17 protein-coding genes are annotated in these 18,428 nt (G+C 75.6%); 6 read left to right on the top strand and 11 right to left on the bottom strand.

Annotated features, from left to right (window positions below; genetic code table 11):
• Nucleotides 1-41: 41 nt before the first annotated feature.
• Nucleotides 42-1,130: a hypothetical protein gene (locus ACFYU0_RS06565; RefSeq protein WP_389298263.1), complete on the top strand. Its 1,089-nt coding sequence runs from the start codon at nucleotides 42-44 to the stop codon at nucleotides 1,128-1,130.
• Between the two features lie 65 nt (nucleotides 1,131-1,195).
• Here ACFYU0_RS06565 and ACFYU0_RS06560 read toward each other — a convergent pair whose 3' ends face one another.
• The 3 genes from ACFYU0_RS06560 to ACFYU0_RS06550 form a co-directional block, all read right to left on the bottom strand.
• Complete coding sequence (locus ACFYU0_RS06560; protein ID WP_389298261.1) at nucleotides 1,196-3,508, bottom strand: S9 family peptidase; 2,313 nt, start codon at nucleotides 3,506-3,508, stop codon at nucleotides 1,196-1,198.
• Nucleotides 3,481-5,265 (bottom strand): N-acetylglutaminylglutamine amidotransferase, encoded by a 1,785-nt coding sequence (locus tag ACFYU0_RS06555; RefSeq protein ID WP_389298259.1) that lies wholly within the window; start codon nucleotides 5,263-5,265, stop codon nucleotides 3,481-3,483. Before ACFYU0_RS06555 ends, ACFYU0_RS06560 begins: the two co-directional genes overlap by 28 nt.
• Before the next feature lie 249 nt (nucleotides 5,266-5,514).
• Complete coding sequence (locus ACFYU0_RS06550; RefSeq protein ID WP_389298258.1) at nucleotides 5,515-6,708, bottom strand: YbdK family carboxylate-amine ligase; 1,194 nt, start codon at nucleotides 6,706-6,708, stop codon at nucleotides 5,515-5,517.
• Nucleotides 6,709-7,170: 462 nt separating this feature from the next.
• On the opposite strand from ACFYU0_RS06550, the gene ACFYU0_RS06545 reads away from it, so the two are divergent.
• Nucleotides 7,171-7,782 carry a L,D-transpeptidase family protein gene (locus ACFYU0_RS06545; RefSeq protein WP_389298257.1) on the top strand — a complete coding sequence of 204 codons (612 nt, stop codon included), beginning with the start codon at nucleotides 7,171-7,173 and terminating at the stop codon, nucleotides 7,780-7,782.
• Between the two features lie 5 nt (nucleotides 7,783-7,787).
• Here the strand turns inward: ACFYU0_RS06545 and ACFYU0_RS06540 are convergent, their stop codons facing one another.
• Together ACFYU0_RS06540 and ACFYU0_RS06535 are read right to left on the bottom strand one after the other, a co-directional pair.
• Nucleotides 7,788-8,111 (bottom strand): hypothetical protein, encoded by a 324-nt coding sequence (locus ACFYU0_RS06540; RefSeq protein WP_389298255.1) that lies wholly within the window; start codon nucleotides 8,109-8,111, stop codon nucleotides 7,788-7,790.
• Nucleotides 8,112-8,277: 166 nt separating this feature from the next.
• Nucleotides 8,278-8,607 carry a TIGR03618 family F420-dependent PPOX class oxidoreductase gene (locus ACFYU0_RS06535; protein ID WP_389298254.1) on the bottom strand — a complete coding sequence of 110 codons (330 nt, stop codon included), beginning with the start codon at nucleotides 8,605-8,607 and terminating at the stop codon, nucleotides 8,278-8,280.
• A gap of 111 nt (nucleotides 8,608-8,718) precedes the next feature.
• On the opposite strand from ACFYU0_RS06535, the gene ACFYU0_RS06530 reads away from it, so the two are divergent.
• Nucleotides 8,719-9,075 carry a PRC-barrel domain-containing protein gene (locus tag ACFYU0_RS06530; RefSeq protein WP_351666517.1) on the top strand — a complete coding sequence of 119 codons (357 nt, stop codon included), beginning with the start codon at nucleotides 8,719-8,721 and terminating at the stop codon, nucleotides 9,073-9,075.
• 82 nt (nucleotides 9,076-9,157) lie between these two features.
• Nucleotides 9,158-9,331, top strand: a complete 174-nt coding sequence (locus tag ACFYU0_RS06525; protein WP_351666465.1) for a hypothetical protein — start codon at nucleotides 9,158-9,160, stop codon at nucleotides 9,329-9,331.
• Nucleotides 9,332-9,394: 63 nt separating this feature from the next.
• Here ACFYU0_RS06525 and ACFYU0_RS06520 read toward each other — a convergent pair whose 3' ends face one another.
• From ACFYU0_RS06520 to ACFYU0_RS06510, 3 genes are all read right to left on the bottom strand, one after another.
• The gene (locus ACFYU0_RS06520; RefSeq protein WP_389298251.1) at nucleotides 9,395-10,762 is read right to left on the bottom strand and encodes an alkaline phosphatase PhoX; all 1,368 of its coding nucleotides are present in this window, start codon (nucleotides 10,760-10,762) and stop codon (nucleotides 9,395-9,397) included.
• Nucleotides 10,763-10,928: 166 nt separating this feature from the next.
• Nucleotides 10,929-11,276 (bottom strand): hypothetical protein, encoded by a 348-nt coding sequence (locus ACFYU0_RS06515; protein WP_351666461.1) that lies wholly within the window; start codon nucleotides 11,274-11,276, stop codon nucleotides 10,929-10,931.
• Between the two features lie 117 nt (nucleotides 11,277-11,393).
• Complete coding sequence (locus ACFYU0_RS06510) at nucleotides 11,394-12,305, bottom strand: DMT family transporter (RefSeq protein ID WP_351666459.1); 912 nt, start codon at nucleotides 12,303-12,305, stop codon at nucleotides 11,394-11,396.
• Between the two features lie 357 nt (nucleotides 12,306-12,662).
• Here ACFYU0_RS06510 and ACFYU0_RS06505 point away from each other — a divergent pair, with 357 nt between their 5' ends.
• The gene (locus ACFYU0_RS06505) at nucleotides 12,663-13,712 is read left to right on the top strand and encodes a galactosyldiacylglycerol synthase (RefSeq protein WP_389298903.1); all 1,050 of its coding nucleotides are present in this window, start codon (nucleotides 12,663-12,665) and stop codon (nucleotides 13,710-13,712) included.
• A gap of 16 nt (nucleotides 13,713-13,728) precedes the next feature.
• On the opposite strand, the gene ACFYU0_RS06500 is transcribed toward ACFYU0_RS06505, so the two are convergent.
• Nucleotides 13,729-14,496, bottom strand: coding sequence for a polysaccharide deacetylase family protein (locus ACFYU0_RS06500; RefSeq protein ID WP_389298249.1), 768 nt, complete (start codon nucleotides 14,494-14,496; stop codon nucleotides 13,729-13,731).
• A gap of 62 nt (nucleotides 14,497-14,558) precedes the next feature.
• Nucleotides 14,559-15,365, bottom strand: coding sequence for an SDR family NAD(P)-dependent oxidoreductase (locus ACFYU0_RS06495; protein WP_389298248.1), 807 nt, complete (start codon nucleotides 15,363-15,365; stop codon nucleotides 14,559-14,561).
• Nucleotides 15,366-15,759: 394 nt separating this feature from the next.
• On the opposite strand from ACFYU0_RS06495, the gene ACFYU0_RS06490 reads away from it, so the two are divergent.
• Complete coding sequence (locus tag ACFYU0_RS06490) at nucleotides 15,760-16,650, top strand: DMT family transporter (protein WP_351666455.1); 891 nt, start codon at nucleotides 15,760-15,762, stop codon at nucleotides 16,648-16,650.
• 6 nt (nucleotides 16,651-16,656) lie between these two features.
• On the opposite strand, the gene ACFYU0_RS06485 is transcribed toward ACFYU0_RS06490, so the two are convergent.
• Entirely contained in the window at nucleotides 16,657-18,399 is a 1,743-nt protein-coding gene (locus ACFYU0_RS06485) for a glycoside hydrolase family 15 protein (RefSeq protein ID WP_389298247.1), read from the bottom strand.
• Between the last annotated feature and the right edge of the window lie 29 nt (nucleotides 18,400-18,428).

Here is an 18,428-nt window from a genome sequence, read left to right as displayed (position 1 = left end):
GTGCCCCCACCCCGGCTCCCCGCACCCGGTGAAGGACGCCCATGCGACGCTCCACCCTGATCACCCGCGCCCTCGGCGGCGCCGCCCTGACCTGCGCGGCCGTGGCACTGTCCCTGGTCTTCGCACGCTATGACGCCCCCGCCCCGCGCTGGGACATACTGTCGGCCCTCGCAGCGGCTGCCGTCGCCGGCGGCGGCTGGGCGCTCGCCGGCCGTGCGGCGCCGCCGCTGAGCCCGAACACGCCGTCGGCGCCGGAGGAGGTGCCGCCGCTGCCCCGCCGGCTGCCCCTTCCCGCGCGGCAGGCGGGCCGTACCACGGGAGCCGTTCTTCTGCTGCTGACTCCGCTGGTGCTCACCCGGCTGGCCGCCGGCTCGGGCGGAGTGCTCTCCGGAGTGCTGATCCTCCTCGTTCTCGTCCTGACGGTGAAGACCCTGCTGTTCGCCCGCCGTCAGGTCAGTCAGGCCGCCGTCCGGCGCAAGTTGCGGGTGCTGGTGGAGGACGCCGCCCGGGGAGAGCTGCACGCCGTCCGGGCCCGCGCCGGGAAGCCGGTGAGGATGCGGTACAGCGAACGAGGCTCGAAACCCGGCGAGTTGAACGTCACGCAGTACCACTGGCTCGTCCTGGAGGCCGGTGGCCGCGCGCTGAAACTCGCGGCCCCGCCCCAGGAGGTGGGCCGCGCCGCCCTGCTTCTCGGCGGGCAGGAGGGCTGGTTGTGCTGGCCGGAGCGGTGGAAGCTGATCGAGGACGAGCTGCCGGCCGCGTTCGTCGCCGACACCGGCGAGGTGGTCATGGGGCTCGCGGACCCGGACGAGGCACGCCCGCACCTCGACGGCTCCCACCGCCCCGCCGTCTCCGCGCGCCCGGTCCGGCGGCTGCCCCGCACCACCCCGTTCAGCGCGGCCGTGCACGGGCCCGTCCTCGGCGGCGCCCTGCTCGCCGCCGTGTGCGCCTCGCCGGTCCTGTACTTCGGGCCCGACGGGATGCCGTGGGCGCTGGACTGGCTGCTGTGCGCGCTGGCGGCGGTCGCGGTCGTCGTGTTCCCGCTGCGCGGAGCCGGTGCGGCCTCCCAGGCCCTGCCCGAGGGCGTCTCCTGGACCGTCGAGGAGGAGTCCGACCCGTCGATCGCGTGAACCGGGCGGCCCGGCGCGACGGCCTCGCCGAGCGGGTCCGGTAGCGGTACCGGCGGCCGGACCGGTCAGGCGGGCCGGCTGGTCAGGTGCCGCTGGATCCAGTCGGCGGCGGTCCTGCGGAAGAGGCGCCGGTTGTCGGCCCGGCGGAAGTCGTGCCCTTCCTGACGGAGCATCAGCAGCTCGGCCTCCAGGCCGCGTTCCCGCGCCGCCCGGACGAACTGCGTCGACTCCCCCACCGGCACGTTGGTGTCGTGCTCCCCGTGCACGGCGAGCACCGGCACGCGCAGGGCGTCGACGCGGCTCATCGGCGACAACGACCGCAGCAGTTCGTGGTCGTGTTCGGGGTGCCCGTACTTGTGGGCGGCGGACTCGGCGATCCACGGCTCGGTGCCGGCGAAGAACGTCGTGAGGTCGGACATCCCGCAGACCGCCACGCCGGTGCGGAAGAGCTCCGGGTGCCAGACGAGGGACGCCATCGTCAGATAGCCGCCGTACGAGCGGCCCATCACCGCCAGCCGCCGGGGGTCGGCCAGGCCCGCCACGACGACGTGGGCCGCGCAGGCGGCGACGTCCTCGATCGCGGCGAACCGGTTGGTGCCGAGATCCGCGTCCACGAACGAGCGGCCGTAGCCGGAGGAGCCGCGTACGTCGGGGGCGAAGACATCCAGTCCGCGGCCGAGCAGTTCGTGGTAGAGGGTCTGCAGGACGGGGCGCTCCTGTTCCTCGGGGCCGCCGTGCAGATGCAGGACGCAGGGGGCCGCCTCGCCCGGGGAGCGGCCGGGCGCCCGGTAGTACCAGCCGCCGAGGGCGAGCCCGTCCCGGGCGACGGGCCGGACGGGGAACGGCTGCACGGGTGCGTGGCCGGCGTCGGGCACCGCGTCCTCGTCGCGCGAGGACCAGGGGGTGCGCAGGGCCGAGGCGTGCGGCAGCCACCACACGCCGGGTCGCCGCCGCGACCCCGACAGGGCCACGACGGGGCCGTCGGGGTCGGGGGTGGGCGCGATCCTGGTGACCACCTCGTGCGGCAGCGGGACGCCGCGGGACGTCCCGGCCCTGGGCACGGCGGCGCCTCGCAGGGCGGCCGGGCCGTCCCCGTCGGGGGCGGTCGCCGGCAGCCTGCTGATCTCCAGCTCGCTGACCCCGCGCACGTTCCAGGACAGGACGGCGTGCCGCCCGTCCCGGTGCAGGCTCAGCAGTTCGAGGTCGCACTCCGGGCGGGCGGCGACCGGCCACTGCGCCAGCCGCTGCCCCCGCGAGTCCAGCCGCACCGCGAGGAGTGCCGCGAACTCGCGGTCGCTGTCGCTGCGCAGCCATACGGTGCGGCCGTCCGGGGCGAAGCCCCCGATCCAGGGATCGCCGTCGGCGACCCGCACGGCGCAGGTGACGGCCCGGTCCCGGCGGCGCACCACGAGCGCCTCGCGCCGGCCGCGCGGCCCCCGGCGCAGCAGGGCGAGCCTGCCGTCCCGGCTGAGGCCGCAGACGCGCAGGGTCGGTGCGCCCTCCTCGCTCGCCACCAGCTCGGGCGCGCTCGCGCCCTCGGGGTCCACGAGGTAGGCCGCCAGTGCCCGATGGCCGGGCTCCCGCGAGGGCGAGGCGTCGAGCCCCTGGAGCACGGTGGCGTCCGCTCCGTACGGGGACCCGAGCGGCGTTCCGCCCAACAGCACCGCCCGGCCGTCGCGCCCCGCCCAGCCGCCGGTGTGGGCGATGTCCGGGAGGTCCGCCACCGGTCCCTCGGGGCCGGGCCGGGCCCGGCCGGCGGGCGCGGGTTCGGTGAGCGTCACCGCGATCGCCGAACCGTCGTGCGTCCAGCAGCCCAGGTAGGCGGAGGCGCCGGGCCGGCCGCCGGCCAGCAGCCGGCGGCCGGTGCCGTCGGGGCGTACGCACAGGACGCGGGTGAGTTCACCGCCGCCGGGCGCCGTGGTGTAGGCGATCCAGCGGCCGTCCGGCGACCATGAGACCTCGGTGACCGGGTCCGGGTCGGCGTCCAGCAGCCGTGCCTCCTCGCCGTCGACCGGGCCGGTCCACAGTTGCGGAACCCCCGTCCGGTCGCAGATGAAGGCGACGTTGCGGCCGCCGGGGTCGACGGAGGGGTACCAGCAGCCGTGCGCGGTCAGCCGCTGCGGCACGTCGTGCACGGCGGCGGCGTCGGTGAGCAGGACCGGCTCGGGTGCCGCTCGGGCCGCCGCCGTGGCGCCGCCGGCCGGCTCGGCGCCGGCCTGGGCGACCACGCGCGCGGAGTCGGCCGGGGGCGCCCCCGCGGGCCGTTCAGCGCCCGGGGGCGCGGTCGTCGCCGTGGCGGTGCCCGCCCTCGGCGGGTGCGGCGCCCAGGCGCCGGGGCCGTCGGCCGGGGTCAGCGGATTCCGTGCGTCTGCAGCCATATCTCCAGCAGCGCTACCTGCCACAGTGTGTTCGCTCCTCGCCTGGTGCGGTGCGCGTTGGGTGCTTCGAGCAGTTCCGCGACGTACTCCTCGCGGAAGACGCCGCGTTCCTTCGCCTCCGGCGCGGTGAGGGCCTCGTGGACCCGTTGCAGCACCGGGCCCGCCATGTGCTTGATCGCCGGCACCGGGAAGTAGCCCTTGGGCCGGTCGACGACCTCCGCCGGGAGGACCCTGCGTCCGGCGGCCTTGAGGATGCCCTTCCCGCCGTCGGCGAGCTTCAGCTCGGGCGGGCAGGCGGCGGCCAGTTCGACGAGTTCGTGGTCGAGGAACGGGACGCGGGCCTCCAGGCCCCAGTCCATCGTCATGTTGTCCACGCGCTTGACCGGATCGTCGACCATCATCACCTGGGTGTCCAGGCGGAGGTCGGCGTCCAGCGCCGTCTCCGCGCCCTCGGCCGCCATGTGGGCGCGCACGAACTCGGCGGAGACGTCCCGCCCGGCCAGGAATCCGGGCTCGAGGATGCGGGCGAGCTCGGCGTGGGACCGGTCGAAGTAGGCGTCGATGTAGGCCTCGGCGGCCTGGCCGCGGGGAACGCCGGACATCGCCGGGTACCAGTGGTAGCCCGCGAACACCTCGTCGGCGCCCTGGCCGCTCTGCACGACCTTCACCTCCTTGGCGACCTGCTCGGACAGCAGGTGGAAGGCGACCACGTCGTGGCTCATCATCGGTTCGCTCATCGCGAGCACCGCGGACTCCAGCGCTCCGGGGATGCGGTCGGACGCCACCAGGAGCTGGCGGTGGGCGGTGTCGAAGTGGCGGGCGACCAGGTCGGAGTAGTGGAACTCGTCGCCCTCCTCACCGCCCTCGGCCTCGAATCCGACGCTGAACGTCGCGAGATCGTGCTGTCCCTGCTCGGCCAGCAGGGCGACGATGAGGCTGGAGTCCAGCCCCCCGGACAGCAGCACGCCCACGGGGACGTCGGCCACCATCCGGCGGCGTACGGCGGTGCGCAGCGCGTCCAGCACGGCGTCCGTCCAGTCCTCGGCGCCGAGGGAGGCGAACTCGGGCCGCCGGGTGTGGGACGGCTGCCAGTAGCGGTGGTCGTGCTGGGTGCCGTCGGGCTCGATGACGCGCACCGTGGCCGGGGGCAGCTTGCGTACGCCGTTGAGGACGGTGTGCGGCGCGGTCACGGTGGCGTGCCAGCTGAAGTACTGGTGCAGGGCCACCGGGTCGAGGGAGGTGTCGACGTCGCCGGCCGCCAGGAGGGCGGGCAGCGAGGAGGCGAAGCGGAGCCGGTCGGCGGTCCGCGTCAGGTACAGGGGCTTCACGCCGAGCCGGTCGCGGCCCAGTACGAGGCGTCCGCTGTCCAGCTCGACGAGCGCGAAGGCGAACATGCCGTGGAAGTGCCGGACGCAGTCGGGGCCCCACTGCCGGTAGGCCTTGAGTACGACCTCGGTGTCGGAGTCGGAGAAGAACTGGTGGCCGAGCGCCCGCAGTTCGTCGCGCAGCTCGCGGTAGTTGTAGACGCAGCCGTTGAAGACTCCGGCGATCCTGGCGCGCGGGTCGGCCATCGGCTGGGCGCCGTCGTCGGAGAGGTCGATGATCTTGAGCCGGCGGTGTCCGAGGGCGACGGCCCCCTGGGACCACACTCCGCGGCCGTCGGGGCCGCGGGCCGCGAGCCGGTCGGTCATCCGCTCCACCGCCGCGACGTCGGGCCGCTCGCCGTCGAGGCGTATCTCTCCGCTGAGTCCGCACATCAGCTGCTCCTCCGTCCCCCGCCCAGTGGCCGGGCGGGCTCCGGCGCGCGTGTGCCGCGCCTGTGCCGGGCCCCGGGCACGTGCGTGCGCGCGGCACGCCCGGAACGGTGGTGTGCGGAGGCCGGGGGGTGTTGCGAGGTGTGCATGAGGACTTGACTCTCCTGGATCGATGGACGGGATGCCGCGGTCGGCCGGGGCTCGTGAGCCGGTCGTGAGGCGGTGCGCCCGGCCGCCGGGGGACGGTTGGCTTCAGGCGCTGCGGGCCGGTGCGGCGGTGCCGTGGCCTGGGGTCTGCGTTCCGGCCGGGTCCCACCACGCGGCGGGCCGGGCCGGCCGTGCCGAGGGCCGGCCTGCCGGCCGCTCGCCGCGGGTCTCGGCCGTCAGCAGGTCGACGCCCGCGAGCAGGCCGCGGCCCCGGGCCGTGCGACGCAGCCGGTGCGCGGCGCTCCCGAGCGACAGTGCCTCCTCCAGGAGCGCGTGCACGGTGTCCCAGTCGCCGGACGCCTCGAGAGCCGGGCGCAGCCGGGCCAGCATGCCGGTCAGCACGGTGCCGGCCGGTGCCGCGAGGCGGCTGACCGGATCGACGAGCCGGCCCTCCAGTCCGGAGCGCGCGGCCCGCCAGGAGGCGGCCCGCAGCCAGTCGTGGCGGCCGTCGCACAGGGGGCCGTCCGACTGGGCCAGGCGCTCGCAGGCGTCGCGGACCAGGGCCCGGAAGAGGCCCGCGACGAGCACCACGGTCTCCACCCGCGGGCAGGCGTCGCAGATGCGCAGTTCGAGCGTGCTCTGGTGGGCCGAGGGCCTGACGTCGTGGTACACCATGCCGGCGTCGCTGATGACGCCCGAGCGGATCAGTTCCTCGATCGACCTGTCGTACTCGGCGGCGTCCTGGTGGCAGCCGGCCGGTCCGGCGGTCGGCCACCGCTGCCACAGCATGGTCCGCCAGCTCGCGTACCCGGTGTCGGCCCCCAGCCAGTACGGGGAGCTGCCCGTGAGGGCGAGCAGCGGCGGCAGCCAGGGCGAGACGAGGCACATCGCGCGGACGGCGGTGTCCCGGTCGGGGACGTCGACGTGGACCTGCGCGCTGCAGATGAGCTGTTCGTCGGCGACCATGCGGTAGTCGTCGACCATGCGCTGGTAGCGGGCGTCGGCGGTGACGTCCAGGGGGCGCACACGGGCCAGCGGCACGGTGCCCGCGGCCACGACGGCGAGGCCGAGCCCGGCGGCGGCCGCGCCCAGGCGGAGCCGGGTCGAGGAGAGGTCGGTGTACAGCTCCTCCAGCGTGCCGTGCACGCCGCTGTTGCTCTCCACCACCGAACGCTGCAGCTCGGTGGTGAAGTCGGGTCTGCCGAGGTGCTCTATCAGTTCCGCGGCTCGTGGCACGAGTCGGCCGCTCTCCACGTCCAGTACATGGAACTCTTCTTCCGCTCCGAGGCGTGGTGTCACGACTTCTCCCCTGCGAATGGACCACAGCCGCCGGTGCGCTGACGAGGCAGTCCGCACCGGCCGGTTGACGTGGGCCGGGTTCCCTGATCAGTCAGTGTCAATCAACGCTGTTCGCACATGTGTCACACACCCCACTCATGTGAGCGCCGACTCCGCGGCGCGAGGTGCGGTCCGGTGGGCGGCGCGCGATTCGGGGCGCCACCGGCGGTGGACGCGCCGGGTTAGGCCGGATGCCGTGTGTGGATGCGTGCCGGATGCGCGCGCCCCAGGATCCTGATCATGCGGAAATCCACTCTTACCGGGTCCGTCCCGGGGTCCACTGCGCGGCGGCCGCGGCACGGCGGAGCGCGGCACGCAATATGCGCGGCACTGGCCTGCGGCCTCCTGCTGGCGTCGACGGACGCGTGCGGCTCCGGTGAGCCGCAGGGCCCGGGTGGCGCGCCGGGCACGAACAACCCGGCGATGTCGGCCTCTCCCCAGGCGGCCGTGGGGGCTCGCCTGCCGGGGGTCGGGGACCGGATGTGGCGGCAGGTGCCGGCCGGTTCCCGCCAGGTCGTGGTGGTCTACGGCGAGCGCCGGGACTCGCCCGACAGCCTCGTCGTGCTCTACGAACGGCGGGCCGCGGGCTGGGAGCGGACGGCGGCCTGGCCCGCGCACAACGGCAGGCTGGGCTGGACCACGGAGCACCGGATGGACGACGAGCGCACCCCGGTCGGCGTGTTCGGCCTGACCGACGCGGGCGGCACGCTCGGCAATCCGGGCAGCCGGCTGCCGTACTGGCACGACGACCACGCCTTCGCGTCCACGATCACCGACGACGAGGCCCACGCCCACGACTTCGACTACGTCATCGCCATCAACTACAACCGCCTCGTGGGCGCCCCGCCCTACGACTGGTCCCGGCCCGAAGGGGTGGAGAAGGGCGGCGGCATCTGGCTGCACCTGGACCACGGGGACGGCACGTCGGCCTGCGTCACGATCCCGGAGTCGGGCATGCGGACCCTGCTGCGCACCCTCGATCCCGGCGACCACCCCGTGGTGGTGATGGGTGACCGGGAGCGCCTCATGTCCTGAGCGGGTCACCGCGGGCCGTCCTCGTCGAGCCGGGCGAGTCCGTCCCGCCATCGTCGGCGGCGTTCGGCCCCGGACTGCTCCCACCAGGGTGTGCCGCGTTCGCCCAGCGCGACCTTCGCGCGGTGCACGCGTGCGCGTGCGGACCTCTCGGCGTCCGGGTCGCCAGCGGAGGTCGCGGACCGCACCGCGCGGCGCGCCGCCATGAGATGGCTCCGGAGGCGGGCGGCGGCCTCCTCGGGAAGGTCCGGATCGGTCGCCCGCCAGCGCCGCCCGCCGATGACGACGAAGCGTCCGTCGGGCGTCTTCTCCGGTGGCTGCCGCACGTCCACACCCTCGATTCTGCCCGCACTCGGCCTCGTCGGCCCGCGGAGCGGCCGTCGGCCGGGCGCTGCCCGGCCCGTGCCCGGAGCCCCGGCGGGCCGGTCAGCCGCGCGGGCCGCTGACACGGTCGGGCCGGATCACGTAGATCACCCGGACCTGGTCCCGGCCGCCGAATCACGGGTAGGGGCCACCGAGGTACTTGCGCGAGAGCGCCTCGATGTGGTCGACCGCGCCCTCCTTGGTCACCCGCACCACGCGGCCGCGGATCTGGACGTAGGAGGCCGGGTCCGAGGGGTCGGACACCGCTACGGCCACCCGCGGGTCGCGGGCGATGTTCCGGGTCTTCTGGTGCGACTCCACGCTGTTGATCAGGACGTGCTCGCCGTCCGTGTCGACCCAGGTCTGGGTGAGCTGGGGCGAGCCATCGGGCATCGTCGTGGCGATGTAGCAGGTGCTGGGGCGGCGCAGCAGCGCCACCACGTCGTCACCGAGGGATACGGGCACCGGTGGTCTCCAGGGTCGTGCGGCGGCTGCCGGGGCAGACGTTACGTCGGCCCGCGTGCCGCCGGGACATCAGGCGTCCGAACGCGGGTACCAGATCTGTGGAGGTTCATGATGTTCGAGGCGGGCGACATCCGTGAGTGGCGCGGGCACGACGTGGTCGACCCCGGCGGGCGCAAGATCGGCGCCCTGGAGTCGGTCTACGTCGACACCGCCACCGACGAGCCGTTCTTCGCCACGGTGACCGTGGGGCTGCCCACCCGCCGCCGCCTGGCGTTCGTGCCGCTGACCGGCGCGACCGTCGGCCCGGGGTATCTGCGGGTCGCCTTCGGGAGGGACGCCGTGAAGAAGGCTCCCGCCATCGACACCGACGGGGAGCTGCCGGCGTCGGACGAGCCGGCCGTCTTCGCGCACTACGACCTCGACTACGCGCCGGGCGCCGGCGGTGAACGCCGCCTCGGGCGCCGCTGAACACCCGCACCCGAACCGCCGCGGCGGACCCACCGCCGTCGACGCGACCGCCGCCGGGCGGCCGGAGCCACCTGGAGAGCCGATGAGTCTGTTCCTGCTCCTGATCCTCGTGGCCCTCGTCCTGGGCATCATCGGGTTCGCCGCCCACGGCCTGTTCTACCTGCTGATCATCGGAGCCGTCGTGCTGCTCGCCGACCTGGTGTACGGCGCCGTGCGCCTGCGGCGCGGCGGCCGGCGGCACCGCATCGCGCGGTAGCGGGGCCCGGCCTGCGCTGCCATGGCGGGGCGGGCGCCCCGCCATGGCAGCGGTTCCACGTCCCTACCGGCGCCACGGCCCGGTCACCGCGAAGGTGGTGCCGGGCGTGTAGCAGTTGACGTACATCGTGCGGCCGTCGGGGGCGAAGGTGACGCCGGCGAACTCGCCCCACTCCGGCTCCTGCGCCGTCCCGATGTTCTGGCGGCCCCGCGCCATCGCGTACACCTCCCCGCCACGGGTGACGCCGAAGACGTGCTGTGCGCCGTTGCCGTCCTCGCAGACCATCAGGCCGCCGCTGGGCGCGAGGCAGATGTTGTCCGGTGACTCGCCGGGCAATCGCACATCGGTGTCGGGGCCGAACACCACGACCAGGGTCAGCCGGCGGCGCGCCGGGTCGTAGCGCCAGATCTGCCCGTAGTGGTCGGCCGCCGAGCCGTCCGCGCTGCGGGCGAAGGACGACACGAAGTACACGCAGGCGCCGCCCCAGTAGCAGCCCTCCAGCTTCTGCGCGTGGGTGATGCCCCCGGGGCCGTAGTCCTGCAGCCGGGTGGGAGTGGCCGCGGCCAGCGGGTCGGGCACGTCGGCCCATTCGACGCCGTCGAAGTGCGCGCCGGTCTCCTGGATCGTCGACAGGTCCGGTACTCCGGGCACGCGCATCGCCTGGAGCCTGCCGCCCGCCCGCAGCGAACCGACGCCGCCCAGCGGCTTGTCGGGCAGGAACCGGTAGAACAGGCCGAAGGGTCTGTCGAAGGCGTCCTCGGTCTCGTAGACGACGCCGTGGCGCGGGTCGACGGCGATCGCCTCGTGCTGGAAGCGGCCCATCGCGGTCAGCGGGACGGCGCCGGTGCGGTGCGGGTCGGTGGGGTGGACCTCGAAGATGAAGCCGTGGTCCTTGGTGTACCCGTTGGTGCCGGCCCGGTCCTCGGTCTCCTCGCAGGTCAGCCAGGTGCCCCAGGGAGTGCGGCCGCCCGCGCAGTTGACGGCCGTGCCGGCGATGGCGACCCGCTCGGACAGCACCCGCTGACCGGCGTCGAGCGTCAGGGCCGTGCAGCCGCCCTTGCCCGCCGGGTCGTAGGTGAGGCCCCGGACCGTCTGGACGGGGATCTTGGCGGTGACCCGGTTCTCGTGGTTGCGGACGAGGTGCGTACGGCCTCCCCGGCCGGCGAAGGCGGCCATGCCGTCGTGGTTGGAGGGCACCGGGCCTTCCCCCGAACGGAGTCGGTCGCCCTCACGGGAGAGCACGGTGTAGCGGAAACCTTTGGGCAGGTCGAGCAGTCCGGCGGGGTCGGGGACCAGCGGGCCGTAACCGGTGTCGCCCAGGTTCCGCGCGGCGGCGGTGCCCGCGAAGAGCTCGGACAGGGCCCCGGTGAAGGCGATACCCGCCCCCACCGCACGTGCCCGGGCCAGGATCTGACGGCGTGTTGCGGACATGCGGCAGCAACCTTCCTGCTGGCGGACAGGAACTGTGACGCCGCTGTGTCTATCACCTGGTGCGGGCCCCGTGAACCACGCCCGTCGCACGTGTCACGCCGCCGGGCGGGACGCGATCGGCCGCGACGGCCCGGTGGGCGCGCCGTGCGCCGTGCCCCTCCGGCGCTCAGGCCGCCCGGGCCACCGGCCGGACGGCGCCGGCGCGAGCGGACCGCGCCGGGGCGGATCTGACGCGGTAGGTGACCTTGCCGGGGTCGACGATCGGGTCGCCGAGGACGATGCGGCCGGCGGCGTGCAGCGCGTCGCACTCGGACACGGGCAGCGCCACGTATCCGCCGCCCCTGCCGGTGGCCGGGTCGAACGGCTGCCAGTAGGCGTACCTGCGGCGTCCGCCCTCGTGGACGGTCAGGAAGACCGAGGTGCCCGGGTCGGCGATGATGCGCAGGAGATCGGCGGCGCCGCGCCCGAGCCGGGCACCCTGGGACCTCTGGTGACGCGGGAGCATCATCTGCATTGAGAACGGCCTCCTACCGCAGGAACTGACGACCGGTTACCCACTTCGGGCCGTGTCGATCTCGCTGCACCGGAATTAATCAGACGGCACTGACAATGGGACGTACGACTGTCCGGCTCAGGCGTCCCGCGGGGCCCTCGTGGGCTCCGGCTCCGCGGCGTCCCAGCTCCGTCCGGCGGACATCACGGGCGACCGGGTCAGGCCGATGATGCCCAGCGCCATGAGGAGGACGCCGGCGACCTCGGGCAGCATGCGCCAGCCCAGGGCGATGCTCTCCCCGAAGAGCAGGCCGCCGAGGATGACGCTGATCAGGGCGTCGCCGAGGGTCAGCGCCGGCTGCGAGGCGGCCAGCGTGCCGGCCCGCAGCGCCCACTGCAGGAGCAGGACGCTCAGCAGGCCGGTGACGGCGGCGGCGTAGGTGTGCCAGGTGGTCAGGACCGCGGTGACGCCCCCCGGGAACCGGCCGGTCACTTCCTTGATCAGCGCCGCCGTGACCGCGAAGCAGGCGGCGGTCGCGGTGCCGAGGGTGGCGGCCTGCAGCGGGCCGCGCATCCGCCGGGCGGCCGCCAGGAGGACGGCGACGCAGCACGTCAGCCCGCCTCCCACGGCGAGCCAGTGCCAGTCGGAGGCCCGGTCGCCGCCGGGCGAGGGGGAGGCGCTGAGCAGGAAGAGCGCCAGTCCGCCGGCCAGCATCACGAAGGAGCGCCAGGTGCCGGCCGTGGGCCGGCGGCGGAACACGACCGCGCCGATCAGCAGGGTGAACAGCAGTTCGCTGGCAAGCAGGGGCTGTACCAGCGAGAGCTGCCCGGAGTCGAGGGCGATCACCTGGAAGACGGCGGACGCCGCCATGGCCAGCGCTCCCGCCCACCAGAAGGGGCGGCGCAGCAGTCCGGCCAGGCGGGCCGCGGCCGCCCGGGCGCCGTGTCCGGACACCTCGTCGGGCTCGACCGCGGCCCGCCGCTGCAGGACCGACGCCGCCCCGTTGGACAGCGCGGACAGCAGCGCCGTGATGACGGTGAGCACGTTCATGCGACTGCCTGTCTTCGCGGGAGGAACCCGGCGGGCGGCCACCGCACGCTCGGTAGACGGACAAAGATAGCCAAAGCGAACAAAGACGTATCCGTCGTGCGCGGTGATAAACCTGTTCATATCGCCCGTACACGACGGGTGGCGGACTGGTTGGCGCCCGCCGGCGCCGCTGTCACGTCCACCCGTCGTACCCGTCGCCCGCCGTTCCCACGAGGTGACCATGCCGCCTACCCGCCCCCGGCCGTGCCCGTGTCCTCCGGCCCGCCTCGCTCCGCCGGTCCGCCGGACCGGGCGGAGGGCCGCCGCGGCGCCGGTGCGGCGTCTGCCGTGAGCCGGCTGCTGGTCGTCAGCGCGAGCATGGGGGCGGGCCACGACGCGGTGGCCCGTGAGCTGGCCCGCCGGCTGCGTGCGGGCGGGCACGAGGCCGTGCACCGGGACGTGCTGGAGCTGCTGCCGGCCCGTGTCGGGGCCGGGCTGCGGGGCTTCTACCGGACGACGATCCGGCATGTCCCCGCGCTCTACGGGGGCATCTACGCCGCCTTCTTCCGCGGCGGCGCGGGGCCGCGGCCGGGCAGCGCGCCGTTCGCCGCGCTCGCCGGGGACCGGCTGCGGGCGGAGGTGGCGCACGAGCGCGCCGACGCGGTCGTGGCGGTCTTCCACCTCGCCGCCCAGCTCACCGGCGGGCTGCGGGCCCGGGGGCGGCTGGCGGTGCCCAGCGCGGTGGTCGTCACCGACTTCGCCGTCCACCGGCAGTGGCTGCACCGGGGCAACGACCTGCATCTGTGCCTCACCCCCGAGATCGCCCGCGAGGTGCGGCGGAGTCTGGGGCGCCCCGCCGCCGCCTGCGGCCCGCTGCTGGCGGACCGCTTCCGGCCGCACCCGGCCGGCGAGGCGTCCTGGCGGCGGCGGCTCACGGCGGACGACGGCCGTCCGCCCGTGCTGCTCTCCGCGGGCGCGTGGGGGGCGGGCAGCCGGCTCGGCGCCACGGCCCGGCTGCTGGCCGGCGCGGGCTATCTGCCGGTCGTGCTGTGCGGGCGCAACGAACGCCTGCGCCGCCTGCTGTCGAGGGTTCCCGGAACGCTCGCGCTGTCCTGGGTGGACGACATGCCGGGCCTGCTCGCGGCGTGCGCCGCGGTGGTCGACAACGCGGCGGGGCAGACGGCGCTGGAAGCGCTGGCCGTCGGCGTCCCGGTCGTCGGCTACCGCCCGATCCCCGGCCACGGCGCCGAGGGGGTGCGCCGCATGGCGGCGCTCGGCCTGACCGACTACGCCGCCGACCCGTGGCGGCTCGTGCAGTGCCTGGACCGCCTCACCTCGGACGGCCCGGGGCCCGGCCGCCGCGCCCCGGCCGGCCGCGGCCTGGTCCGGGGTGACGTCGTGGGCCCGCTGGAACGTCTCTGCTCCTGAGACCGGGGCGACCGGGTCAGCGGGCGCGGGGCGTGCGTGCCGGGTGCGCGACGCCGTGTTCGCCCAGCGGTCCCACGGTCAGGCCCGCCGTGCGGCAGGCGTCCACCAGCCGGGGCAGCGCGGCCAGCGCCGCCCGCCAGCAGTCCGGCGCCGCCTGCCGGTCGGTGTCGTGCAGCAGCACCGTGCCGCCGCCCGTCAGCTCCGGCAGGACGGTCGCCAGCACGGAACCGGCGGTGGCGTCGGCCGCCCAGTCGCGGCCCCAGGCGGTCCACAGGACCGGGCGCAGCCCGGTGCGGCGGGCGGCCAGCAGCCGGTCGCCGGTCAGGATGCCGTACGGGGGCCGGTACCAGAAGGGGCGTGCGCCGGACACCTCCGCCACGGCGTGCGCCGCCCGGGCCAGCCGCCGGGCCTCCCTGACCGGCGCGGGCCGCCAGGGGCGGTCGTGCGTCCAGCCGTGCACCGCGAGTTCATGGCCGCGCCGGACGATCTCGTGGCTCAGCTCCCGGTGGGCCGCCACCTGTTCGCCCAGCACGAAGAACGTGGCGCGGACCGCCAGCTCGTCCAGCGCGGCGAGGAAGGCGGGGGTGGAGCGGGGATCGGGGCCGTCGTCGAAGGTGAGCGCCACATGGTCGGCGCGGCCGGCGCCGGCGAGGGAGGGCAGCCAGGCGCGGCGGGGTCCCGGAAGCCAGGTGGCGGCCGGGACGACATGCGCGGCGGCCGCCAGTACGGGCACGGCGGCGACGGCCGCGGTGAGCCGCCGGCCCCGGTCGGCGCCGCTCCTCATGCGCGTCTCCCTTCGCCTCCGGTCCCGCGATCGCCGGGCGCGGGCGGGTCGCCGTACGGTCGTCAGCCGAACCGGGCCGCCAGGCGCCGGTACGGCGCCGGTGCCAGGCCGCGCAGCGCCACCGGGAGGCGGAGCCAGCCCGGCACGAACACCTCGTGGCGGCCGCCGCGCACCGCCTCGACCACCGCAGCGGCCACCCGCTCGGGCGGGACCGGACGCGGGCGCCGGCGGGAGTAGGGCACCCCCCGCCGCGCGAAGAACGGGGTGTCCACCACGCCCGGCACGACATGGGTCACCCCGACGCCGGTGCCGTTCAGCTCGTACCGCAGCGCGTCGGCGAAAGCGCCGAGACCCGCCTTGGCCGCGGAGTACACCGCCTCCTCGCGCACCCCGACGCACCCGGCGACGGAGCCGACGAGCACCAGCCGGCCCCGGCCGCGCGCCACCATGTGCGGCAGCACCTGGCGGACCAGGTGCACCACCGAGGCCAGGTCGACGGTGAGCACCCGGTCCACCTCGCCGCCGGGCATCGAGGTGAACGGTCCGGCCCAGCCCACTCCGGCTGCGGCGACGAGGAGATCGACGCCCGGCGCCCGGTTCAGGGCCTGTTCGGCCAGTCGCCGGGCGCCGTCGGCGCCGGCCAGGTCGCAGGGGATCGCCACGCCGGAGGTCTCGCGCGCCACCGCGTCGAGCCGGGCCCGGTCGCGTCCGGACAGCAGCAGCGTCCACCGCTCCCCCGCCAGGGCCCGCGCCACCGCGGCGCCGATCCCGGAGGAGGCGCCCGTCACCAGCGCCACGCCCGTCGTGGGCGCGGCGCCCGGCAGGAGGGTGGACGGGGCGGGGTACGGATCCGCCGTGGCGCGTCCCAAGCTGAACCTCCTCGAGTGGTGGGGCCCCGGCGCGGCCCGGGGGTCCGCCGGCCGCCCGTGAGCGCACTCTCTGCCCCGCCCGTCCCCGTGCGTCCGTGCGCCGTGCGCCCGTCGGTGCCGGCGACCATCGAGGGATAGCCGGAGCCCACGGCTTTCAAACGTGGGCCGGCGCCGGCCCGCGGGCACGGCAGCCGCCTCGCCGCCGCGTGGCCGGGTCCGGCCGCGCCGAACCGGTGAGGTGACCGCCCACGTGCCGTCCGGCGCTCCGGTGCCCTTGCGGGCGCCGCGCGGGCGGCGCGGCGATGAGCCATGCGGGTGTTCTTTCCGGGACGGTCCCGGCCGGGGTCCCGCCGTCCGGAGCCTTCGCCGGGCCCGGGCGGGAGGATGGCACGCCGTGGTCTACCTCTTCGCCCTTCCCGCCGCCTGTCTGCTGGGCTTCGGCTTCGTGCTCCAGCAGCACGCGGCCGAACGCGAACCCCTGTCCCTGATGCTGTCCTTCCGGCTGCTGCTGGATCTGATGCGGGTGCCGCTGTGGCTGGCGGGCATCGCCTGCATGGTGGTCGGTCAGGTCCTCGGCGCGCTGGCGCTGACGCAGGGCAGCCTGGCGCAGGTGGAGCCGCTGCTCACCATGAACCTGCTCTTCGCGATGGCCCTGGCACGGTGGATGGGCGACCAGCCGCTGGGCTGGTCGGGGTGGCTGGGAGCGCTGGCCCTGAGCGGCGGGGTCGCGGCCTTCGTGGTGGCGGGGCGGCCGCACAGCGGCCAGGGCGAGGTGGGCGCGCTGCGGCACTGGCTCGTGATCGGGTGCGTGCTGGGGGTGGCCGGAATCCTCGTCGTCGTCTCCCAGCGGCTGCGGCTGCTGCACCGGCCGCCCCTGCTGGCCGCGGCGGCCGGCACGCTGTACGGCCTGCAGGACGCGCTCACCCGGGTCTGCGGCGGCATCTTCGGCGCGAAGGGGCTCACCGGGCTGCTGGCCTCCTGGCAGCCCTGGGGGGTGGTGGCGCTGGCGGTGGTGGGGCTGCTGCTGGTGCAGAGCGCCTTCGAGGCCGGGCCGCTGCGGCTGTCGCTGCCCGCGCTGAGCGCCGCCGAGCCGCTGAGCGGCATCGCCTGCGGCATCGGCTTCCTCAACGACGAACTGCGGACGACACCGGGCGCGCTGGCCTGGCAGGCGGCCGGCGTGGTGGCGGCGCTCACCGGCGTCTTCGTACTCGGCCGGCATCCGGTGATGCCCAGCGGCGAACGGCGCCCGGAGCCGCCGCCGCACCACCTCGTCCACCGGCACTGACGGGCTCTACGGTGTGCCGGCGAGCCGGGCTGCGGTCTCCAGCATCACGGCGTGGACGAAGGCCTGCGGAAGGTTGCCGCGCAACTGGCGCTGGGCGATGTCGAACTCCTCCGCGTACAGCCCGGACGCGCCGCAGGCGGCCCGGTTGCGCTCGAACCAGCGGTGCGCCTCGACCTCGTCGCCCTGCCGGTGCTCGGCCAGCGCCATGAGGAAGCCGCACAGCAGGAACGCGCCCTCGGCGTCCTCCAGGGGCCGGTCGTCGTGCCGGAACCGGTAGACGAAGTGGTCCTGGGTGAGCTGGGTCCGGCAGGCGGCGAGGGTGGCGCGGGTGCGCGGGTCGTCGGGGGGCAGCAGGCCGCGCACGGAGGGCAGCAGCAGGGCAGCGTCGACGGCCGGGTCGTCGGGGGTGCGCTGCCAGTGCCCCCGCGGGTGCACGCAGCTCGCCGCCGTCTCGGCGAACAGGGCGTCGGCCAGGTCGGCGCAGGTGGCGGCGAACGGCAGGCCGGGGGCCGCGTCGGCGAGGGCGCGCAGCCCGGCGACGCAGCTCAGCCGGCTGTGCGTCCAGAGCCGGTCGTCCAGCTCCCAGATGCCCGCGTCCGCTTCCCAGCGGCGCTCGGCGACGGCCCGTACCGCGGTCTCGGCGGCCTTGCGGCCGTCGGGGTCCAGCCGGTCCATGCGTTCGGCGGCGGCGAACAGCAGCAGCGCCTCGCCGAAGCAGTCGAGCTGGAACTGCCGCTCGACGTGGTTGCCGACGCGGCTGAAACCGCCGGGGTAGCCGGGCAGGTCGAGTTCGCGCTGCTCGGGGACGGGCGTGCCGTGCACGGTGTAGGCGGGGGCGAGCCGCGGGCCGTCGGCGAGCAGCCGCTCGCTGACGAAACGGACGGCGGCGTCGAGGAGTTCCGGTGCGTTCGCGGCGGCGGCCGCCTGCCCGGCGTAACTCTGGTCGCGGATCCACACGTACCGGTAGTCGTAGTTGCGGCCGGCCTCCGCGCGTTCGGGCAGGCTGGTGGTGGCCGCGGCGACCATGCCGCCGCCGTGGGCGGTCAGGCCGCGCAGCACGGCGTAGGCGCGGCGGGCGTCGCCGGTGGCCACGGTGTGCTCGAGCGCCGGCACGGACCGGCGCCAGGCCCGTTCGGTGGCGGCCCAGGCCCGGTCGGCCCTCGGCAGCGGGTGCGGGAGCGGCGAGTCGGAGCACTCCAGGACCAGGTCGTGCTTCTCGCCGGGCTCGAGCACGAGGTCGGCGGTCAGTCCCTCGGCGCGTACGGCGGCCGTCGGCGCGCCCTGCCAGCGCAGGCGGTGGTGGCCGGTGGTGAGGTGCCAGACGCCGTCGTCGTCGCGGTGCGTGGCGGCCGGCGGGGCGTGGCCGTAGTCGGCGCGCGGGTCGAGTACGAGGCGGACGTGGGCGGTGCCGTCGACGGCGCGCAACTGCCGCAGCAGGACCAGGCGGCCGGGCTCGCCGGGGAAGGCGAGGGCCTCGCGGCACTCGATGACTCCGTCCGTGGTGATCCAGCGGCTGCGCCAGATCAGGGAGCCCTCCTCGTAATAGCCGCCGGGCACCCAGCGGCCGCGCGGCGTCACGGCGTGGACGCCCGCGCCGCCGATGAGGGAGGCGAAGACGGCGTCGTCGTGCCAGGTGGGCGCGCACAGCCAGTTGACGGCGCCGTCCGGGCCGATCAGCGCGCCGCGTTCCCCGTCCGCCAGCAGCGCGTAGTCGTGCAGCGCGTGCGGTGGGAACGAGGTGCTGATCATCGGTGCCGTCTCCTCTGCTCGGGCCGCCC

The sequence above is a fragment of the Streptomyces sp. NPDC003720 genome (assembly GCF_042875075.1).
Taxonomy (GTDB): Bacteria; Actinomycetota; Actinomycetes; order Streptomycetales; family Streptomycetaceae; genus Streptomyces.
The sequence above is the reverse complement of the archived record's forward strand: the minus strand, read 5'-3'. Positions and strand labels throughout refer to the sequence as shown.